Genomic DNA, 4,774 nt, shown 5'->3' with positions numbered 1-4,774 from the left:
GTTTATAGGCAATATTGTAGGACCTCGAGGTCTTGCAGCGGTTAATTTATCCATGCCATATATGATTACCATTATGAGTATAGTCATGATGATCTCAGCTGGTGGTGCTGTACTAGCCTCAATTTCTTTAGGAAAAAACCAAAAGCAAAAAGCTGGAGAGATTGCAACCTTTACTCTTATATCTTATTTAGTAATAGTAGGAATCATTTCCATAGGTAGTTTATTTATTTTGGACAAAATAATATTATTTTTAGGAGCAGATTTAGGATTATTACCTCTAGTAAAAGCTTATATGAAGCCCTCATTATTATTATGTATAGTTTTAAATCTTCCAATATACACCGAAACATTTGCAAGGGTTGGAGAAAAGCCCAATTCTGTATTTTTGAGTGGTTTTATATGTTGTCTAAGTAATATAGTCCTAGATTACCTTTTTATTGTGAAATTTGGTTGGGGAATGTCTGGAGCAGCTTACGCTACAGCAATAGCTAATCTTCTAGGTGGACTAGCACTCTTTGGTTATTTTTTTAATGGAAAATCTCAAATACAATTTTTTAAACTAAAGGGAGATTTTAAACTATTAAAAAATATACTCTATAATGGAAGTTCTGAGATGTTGACAGTAGTCTCCACATCAGTAGCAGCTTTCTTATTTAATAGAATAATTATGAAAGAAATAGGTGAAATAGGAGTTTCCGCTCTTACAATAGTATTTTATGTCAATACCATTGTAAATATATCTCTCTATGGATTAGCTCAGGCATTACAACCTATAATTTCATATAATCTAGGAGCAAAAAGAATAGAAAAAATATATGATGTATTGAAAATTTCTCTAATAACTGGTGGAAGTATAGGGATAGTATTTTTTATCCTGATGAAGTTTTATAGTGGTCCCATAGTAAATATATTTACTAATGGAAATATTGAATTAACCAATTTAACCAATGAAGCTATTGCTTACTTTGTATTTGCTTATATATTTTCATTTATAAATATAATATCTAGTTCATTTCATACAGCTATAGAAAAACCCATGGAATCTGCAAGTATTGCATGTCTCAGATCACTTGTTTTTGTAGGAATATTTCTTATGATCCTTCCACCTATATTTGGACCCCGTGGAATATGGATGGCTATCCCCATAGCAGAAGTTAGTTGTCTAATTATAAGTATTTCTATGATGAGGAGATCTTTTAGAAATATCGAAGGTAAGATTAGATTTGCTACAATAAATTAATAGAAAAAAATACTGCTGGCCCCTATTTGGGACCTAAGCAGTATTTTTTTATTTCTTAATTACTACAATAAAATTATTTTTTAAATAATCCCAAGCATCTTAGCTATAAATGGAATTAAAAGAGCAGGAAGGAAGTTTAAAATTTTTATCTTAGCCATCCCTAAAATATTTATTCCCGTTCCTAAGATAAAGACTCCTCCCAATACAGTCAGCTGGTTTAAAAGCTCTGGAGTAACTAGCTCCTGCATTACACTAGCTCCAAGATATATACTTCCTTGCCAAAAAAAGAGTATAACTCCTACTAATGCTATAGATATCCCATAATTAATCGAAAGTATTATAGAAGTTATTCCATCTAATACAGCATTGGCATAAAGCATGGTATTATCTCCCCTAATGGCACTCTCTATGGGTCCCACTATAGAAAGTGCTCCTACACAAAATAATATAACTCCAATCACTATTCCCTGTACTGGATTTTTTGTCCCTTCATATTTTTTGCTTATAATATCTATTTTTTTATCTAAATTAATCCACTCTCCTAATACAGCTCCTATCCCTATACTGAGTATAAATACCAACGGATTCTCTATAAGGGTCATTCCCTTTGAAATATTAGATATACCTATTGCCATGGCGACAAAGCCCATTCCCTGTATAGTTCTCTCTTTGTATCTCTCTTCAATTCCTTTATTTAGAAAACTTCCTATTGTTGCACCTACTACTATGGTAGCTGTATTTACTATTGTTCCTAACATTTCACCCCTCCTTTTCTAGATACCTTATACAATTTTAAGTATACAGTCTCCACCTAGTAGAGAGTCAATGTTAAATTATTTTTTCTTTATTTCTATTCTTCTAATATATTCTTTTTCTGTATGTGATATGGATGTACTTACTAGAGCTATCTCATAAAATAATCCCTCTGTTTCTATATTATTATCTTTTATATATTTTTCTAAAATTTTATAATATTTTGCTGAACTTTCTCTTTTCCCTTTAAAATATATCATTAGATACTCTCCTGCCGTCTTTAGAGAAACATTTAAAAGATCTTTAAAATTTTTATTAATTAAATAAACACCTGCATATTCTCTATATTCAGAATTTGGTTTCATAAAAAGGCCTACATTTCCTAGAGTTAACGAGTGAGAAAAATTAGTTTTTTCTCCTAGCTCTCTCACTAAAATCTCCAAATCGCACTCCTTTCTAAATTCTTTATCTATGGTAAATATTTGCTCTGCCTCCATATGCTGAATCAATATTTTCTCAAAGTCAGGGATTTTTTTTATTTTTTCTATATATTGAAGTCTCTCCTCTACACTTTTTTTAGCACACTCCAGTTCATTTATCGATCTTTCTAACTCCTCTTTTTGTTCTGAAAAAATTGATTTTAAGAGGGATATGTCTCCATTTTCTGTATATTCCTTTATTCTATCCAGAGGTATTTTACTGTATCTTAAATTTAAAATATTATTTAACAATTCAAACTGATCCGAAAAATAATATCTATATCCTGTATCTTTATCTATATACCCAGCTTTAAATATCCCTTTATTATGATAGTGTCTCAATGTAGTTATAGGTATATTAAAAAGTTTGCTAACTTCTCCAATGCTATATTTTATTTTTCTCTCCTCCTCTGTCTTTTAAATAAGCGGTGTCTTAATAATTTAATCATACTATAAATCCAATTAATAATTCAATCTTTCCTAGATAAAATTATTATTAACATATTAAAAAGAGCCAGTTTAATTAAACCGACTCCTTTAAATATTTTTCTATCCATGATATGTTTATAATTTAACTACTAATAGATGTTTCCTTAAACCAATTTTCTACTGGTTCATTTCTAGAATAAAACATTGCTGGAATTATCCTTGTTGGAAACCTTCCATATATCTGCTCATTTTTATTCCAATAAATATACGATTGTAATTTTATTTTTTCTAAAGATTTTATTACATGGAAGTCACTGGTATCATCTACCACTAAGTAAAAATCTTCATTTTTATCTATTACTATCCCTTCTTCAAAAAAATTTTCTGTATATCTCATTACAATCACCCCACTATTATTTGATGATGTATTCTGTTGTTAATATACTTATACCATTTTTCCTATATAATCCTTTCTACTATATGTTTTATATTTTTTTCCAAACACATTTTTATAAAGATATAAAAGTTATCTTTTCTCATTCCCCCAAAAATAATTTTGTTATTTATATTTTCCATTCTGTAGTATTTCACCAATTCTAAAAGCTCTATCATCATAATATCATCTAAAAAAACAACATTATTTCCAATCATTCGAAACAATTTTCTCTGATAATTGAGTATAGCATAATAAAAAATTGTATGATATACTCTTGATGAATGTGTTATAGAGTATAAAATGTGGAGGAAACCATGAAAAAAGAGTTCCTAAGATATTTAAAATTATTTTTAGGTTTATTTATTTGTTCCTTAGGAGTAATTATTACTGATGTTTCGCGGTAACTAATTCATTTAGACGGACTTATCCCATGAAAAATTATACTGTTTTTAAATCAGATAATCTTGAAAAGGTTTCTTTTAGTCCTAATAAATAATATTTAGTTTTTAATTTGAAATGATTTATATGTGTTTTCATTTTTAATTTTTCAAGTTTTACATATGAATATATTGAGCAAAATAGATGCCCAATAATTGTTTGAACTGTTCTTACTGTTGCTTTACCCATTGAACAGTTTTGCTTCAATGATTTATGGTAAACTTCAATATTCCACCGTTTTTTGTAGACTTTTATTGTACTATCATAGTTTAGAAATTCATCATTAGTAATTAGGTATAGTGAAGCTTCTTTTCCATCTCCATTTTGGAAGACCTGCTTTGTTAGAAACACTGGGAAAGGTAATCCTTTCAGCTCTACCGTGTAAACTTCATTAGGTTGAAAATCACCTGTGCTGACTTTTCTAAATTGTGTAGAATCTTCGCTTAAAAACTTAAAGGTTCTATTACTCTTTAGCGCCGAAACAAACAGTTTATTTAAGTTTTTGTGTATATATTTCAAATTATCAGTTGTGGTATACCAAGAGTCCATAAGGATATATCGATATTTAACTTTGTTAACTTTTATCATTTTAAGCATGTCTAACATTGATTCATTTTTAGTGAATTCGGACTTACGCTTTGTTTTATCATTGATATCTGTAGCAATTTTATTTTTTCTAATAACTCTGTAATTGATAGGTAAAGAGATATCTTTAATTTGATATGTACAAGATAAAATATTAATCCCTTTAACACTCTTATTTATTGTGTGATCCCAATAGTACTCAACAATTTCATTTGGTTGAGTATGAGGTTTATGAACAATAGTGTCGTCAAAAGAAATGCAAGCATTAGAATCCTCTATAGGCTTTAAGATTGGTTTAATAGCTAACCAAAAGTTTTTTTCACAAAACTGACCAGAGCTAAGAAACCGATAAATAGAATCTTTAGAGATTTTAGAATCAGTAATATTTTGTAGATCTGTAGAATGAGCAGATTT

6 protein-coding genes are annotated in these 4,774 nt (G+C 28.9%); 1 reads left to right on the top strand and 5 read right to left on the bottom strand.

The features are described from left to right. A partial coding sequence (locus WBG30_RS02785; protein ID WP_424503122.1) for an MATE family efflux transporter occupies positions 1-1,240 on the top strand: 1,240 nt, incomplete at its 5' end. 80 nt (positions 1,241-1,320) lie between these two features. Here WBG30_RS02785 and WBG30_RS02780 read toward each other — a convergent pair. From WBG30_RS02780 to WBG30_RS02760, 5 genes are all read right to left on the bottom strand, one after another. Continuing rightward, positions 1,321-1,998: a DUF554 domain-containing protein gene (locus WBG30_RS02780; RefSeq protein WP_424503121.1), complete on the bottom strand. Its 678-nt coding sequence runs from the start codon at positions 1,996-1,998 to the stop codon at positions 1,321-1,323. A 75-nt stretch (positions 1,999-2,073) separates the two neighbouring features. Then, positions 2,074-2,856: a MerR family transcriptional regulator gene (locus tag WBG30_RS02775; protein WP_424503123.1), complete on the bottom strand. Its 783-nt coding sequence runs from the start codon at positions 2,854-2,856 to the stop codon at positions 2,074-2,076. Positions 2,857-3,043: 187 nt separating this feature from the next. Further along, positions 3,044-3,298, bottom strand: coding sequence for a hypothetical protein (locus WBG30_RS02770; RefSeq protein ID WP_424503120.1), 255 nt, complete (start codon positions 3,296-3,298; stop codon positions 3,044-3,046). Positions 3,299-3,360: 62 nt separating this feature from the next. Beyond that, positions 3,361-3,552, bottom strand: a complete 192-nt coding sequence (locus WBG30_RS02765; RefSeq protein ID WP_424503119.1) for a hypothetical protein — start codon at positions 3,550-3,552, stop codon at positions 3,361-3,363. Between the two features lie 223 nt (positions 3,553-3,775). Further along, a partial coding sequence (locus WBG30_RS02760) for an IS701 family transposase (RefSeq protein WP_424503118.1) occupies positions 3,776-4,774 on the bottom strand: 999 nt, incomplete at its 5' end.

The sequence above is a fragment of the Psychrilyobacter sp. genome (assembly GCF_049671765.1).
Lineage (GTDB): Bacteria > Fusobacteriota > Fusobacteriia > Fusobacteriales > Fusobacteriaceae > Psychrilyobacter.
Note: the sequence above shows the minus strand (reverse complement) of the source record. Positions and strands in the feature narration are given on the sequence as shown.